Origin of the sequence: Methanobrevibacter sp. (genome assembly GCF_045636185.1) — an archaeon.
GTDB lineage: Archaea > Methanobacteriota > Methanobacteria > Methanobacteriales > Methanobacteriaceae > Methanocatella.
On record NZ_JAZTXC010000040.1, the window covers coordinates 1 to 4,043 of the forward strand.

1 protein-coding gene is annotated in these 4,043 nt (G+C 28.9%); it reads left to right on the plus strand.

Annotation, left to right across the window (positions count from 1 at the left end; all coding sequences use genetic code 11):
- Positions 1–42 precede the first annotated feature (42 nt).
- A partial coding sequence (locus ACKI3Q_RS02620) for a C1 family peptidase (protein WP_407413987.1) occupies positions 43–4,043 on the plus strand: 4,001 nt, incomplete at its 3' end.

A 4,043-nucleotide genomic window follows, 5' to 3' on the forward strand; every position in this document is an offset into this window, starting at 1 on the left:
AAATAAAATTACATACTATATAATAATATGGGGGAAAAGACAATGAAACATATAAATAAAGTCCTCTTGTTTCTAATTATATTAGTAATCGTGCTTCCTATTAGCTTTGCTAGTGATAATTCAACTTCAATTAATGAAAACTCAGTATTAAGTGAAAATAATGGATTTTTATCTTCATCAGATATTTATTTTGATTCATCACTAACAGTAGATGGGAATGGAAGTCAAGAAAGTCCTTATAATCATTTAAATTCAAATAGATTAGTTGATAACAGTGTTGCTCATTTTTCAGATGGGGAATATACGTTGGATATGGCAAAAAGTTTTTCCAATTTAACAATTGTGGGAAGAAATCCTTCAAATACTATTATTAATGGTAATTCTTTGCAATTATCATCTAATAATGTTTTATCTTTATATAATATAACATTAAATGATTTAACAATACGAAATAATTATAATTTCACAGCTACAAATGTTATTTTTGAAAACAGTGCGGGTAACTATAAAGGAAGTCATGGCAATGTATTTGGTGGTGCAATTTATTCCAGTTCTGGAAATGTTTTGATTGATTCTTCTACCTTTAGGAATAATAATGCAACCTATGGGGGTGCGATTTATACAGCTAATACAAATTTAAAAATCATTAACTCTATTTTTGAAAATAATCATGCTTATAAGTATGGTGGTGCAATAGCCAATGAAAAAAATTCTACTTTAGATATAACTAATACATTATTCTCTAATTGTTATACTTTAACTAATGCTGGTGGGGCTATTTATGCAAAAGAATCTACCTTAACTGTTAGGAAGTCTAATTTTACAGCATGTAATGCTACTTTTGGAGGAGCAATCTGTGATTTAGGTTCAAGTTCTATCATTAATTCTATTATTGCTGATAATAATATAGCTGATTATCAGGGCGGTGCATTTTATAAAATGTATGGAAAAATGAATATAACATCATCAGTATTTGACTCTAATAAAGCAGTTAGTGGCGGTGCAGTTTTTCTAGATAATTCATCAGAAATACTTATTTTATCATCTAAATTTTCTAATAATGAAGCTATTAATGATGGTGGTGCAATTTATACTATTTTAAATACAAAAGAAACAGTTTCATTAAATAATTATAATCATAACAAAGCGAAAAATGAAAAAAATTATTATAAAAGCCCAGGTTATGATTTATTTATTGGAAATGGGAATTATGTCCAATATGTTGGCGATTTCTCATTTAATGGTGTGTTACCTTCAAAATATGACTTAAGAGATTATAATCAAGTTACACCAGTTAAAAATCAAAAATCCAGTGGAAACTGTTGGGCGTTTACTTCACTTGCTGCTTTAGAATCTTGCATTTTAAAAGCTTCAGGAGAAAGTTTCGATTTATCAGAAGAAAACATGAAAAATATAATGGCATATTACTCCGATTATGGTTGGGAATTAGAGCCTAATAAAGGCGGATATGATGATATGGGTGTTGGATATCTTGTAAGTTGGCTTGGTCCTATTGAAGAAGATTTTGAAAAATTCAGTGATTATACTGTATTGTCTCCAGTTTTAAACGACACTATTCATGTTCAAAATATAATTTATTTAACTCGTACTGATTACACAGATAATGATGCCATAAAAGAAGCTCTTATTAAATATGGTGCTGTTGCGACAGGTATCTATTATGTCAGTTCATATATGAAATCTAATAGTTATTATTACAGTGGAACCAGTCGTCCTAATCATGCAGTTACCATTGTTGGATGGGATGATAATTACTCCAAAAATAATTTTAAAACTGCTGCACCTGGTGATGGAGCTTGGATTTGTAAAAACAGCTGGGGTGAGACATGGGCTAATAAAGGTTATTTCTATGTTTCATATTATGATACAAATTGTGCTAGATTGGGAGCTTATGATAAATCCACATACACTATTATTTTAAATGATACTCTTCATTACGATAAAAACTACCAGTATGACATTATTGGAATTACAGATTATTTAATAACCGGTAATGAAACATTATGGTATGAAAATATCTTTAAAGCAACTGATAATGAGCTTTTAACTGCATTTTCTACTTATTTCAATGCCACTACAGATTGGACAGCTCAAATTTATGTTAACAATGCTTTAAAGCTTACTCAAAATGGTGTGTCTGTCCCTGGTTATTACACATTTAATTTAGATAATGCCATACCTTTAAAAACTGGCGATACATTTAAAATTGTTATAAAAATTTCAACTCCAGGTAAAATAGCATCTGTTCCTATTTCTGAAAAAGTTAGATCAAATAGAATTCTTTATTCTAAAGGAATATCATTTTTCAGTTTTGATGGTAAAAATTGGATTGATTTGTATGATTATGAAGCAGATTTTCCTGAATACGGTCATAGTTATGAATCACAGGTAGCATGTATAAAAGCATTTACAACTTATTACTCCAGTTCTAGTATAGCTCTTGATAATCTCAAATCCGTATCTGTCGATACTCCATTCAATGTTGTTGCTACGGTTACAGACAGTCAGGGTAATTTAATCAAGGACGGTAGTGTAGTATTCACAATAGACTCAAAGAATTTCACTGTTGGTGTTGTAAATGGTAAGGCCACATTAAATACTCAATTGTCTTCAATCGGAACTTATAACATTTTAGCTACTTATAATGGTAATGTCTATTCAGATTCTTCAATTTCAAAGGTTATTAATGTAATTGAAAAAAATGCTAATTTGACATTAAATATTTCAGATATAAACTATGGGGATAAGTTAATTATTATAAATTCATTAACAAGCAATGGTTTATATATTTCAGATTACATTAATGTGACAATCGGTTCTAAAACCTATTTAATTCATTCCAATACTCAGACTTCAATAAATGATATTTTAAATCCTGATAAGTATACTGCTTTTGGATATTATTCAAACATTGCAACCGCAAACACTACATTTAATGTAGGCAAAGCTCCATTGTCAATTAATTTAAATATTGTTAAAACTGATGTTGATGGGGTTAATATCACTGTCACTCTTTCAAAACCTATTAATGATACTATTTCCGTTTATGTTAATTCTAAATTAAATACTGTTAAATTGACTAATGGAAAAGGTGTTTTAAGTTTAAATAATTTAGATTATGGTCGTTACAATGTAAACACTTCATATTCAAGTAAATATTATCAAAATGCTAATGCTAGTGCTCAGTTTAGTGTAGATTATATTAAGACTAATCTAAATGCAGATAACTTGGTCATGTATTATCGCGATGGAACAAAATTGACGGTTTCATTAAAGGACAAAAATAACAATCCACTGCAGAATCAAGAGATTAAGATTTATCTTAATGGTGTTGAAAATAAGAAGGAAACTGGTAAGGATGGATCAGTATCAATGGGAATTAATTTAAATAGTGGAAATTATCAGGTTTTAATTAACTATTCTGGCAGTAATATTTATTTAAATTCATCTATATCAAGAACTATAACAGTCAAATCAACTATTATGGCATCAGATGTTGTTAAATATTATAGAAATGGAACTCAATATTATGCTACTATTTTAGATTACAAAGGCAGGCCAGTGGCTAATACTGATGTCACTATGAATATTAATGGTGTACTTTACACAAGAACAACAAATTCTCAAGGTGTTGTACGTTTAAATCTTAATTTAAATCCAGATAAATATATTTTAACCATTTTTAATCCAGTAACTGGTGAGCAGTCTGCTAATAATATAACAATTCTATCTAGATTGGTTGAAAATCATGATTTAGTTAAATATTATAGAAATGCTTCAAAATATTCTGTTAAGGTGTTGGATGAAAAAGGATCTCCATTATCCGGTGCTGAAGTTAAATTTAATATTAATGGTGTATTTTATACAAGAATAAGTGATTCAAATGGTGTAGCTAGTTTATCTATTAATTTAAACCCTGGAACATACACTATTACAGCAGAATACGATTCATCAATGGTTTCTAATACCATTAAAGTATTGAGCACAATTAAGGCTGAAGATATGGTCATGAAATATCGTGA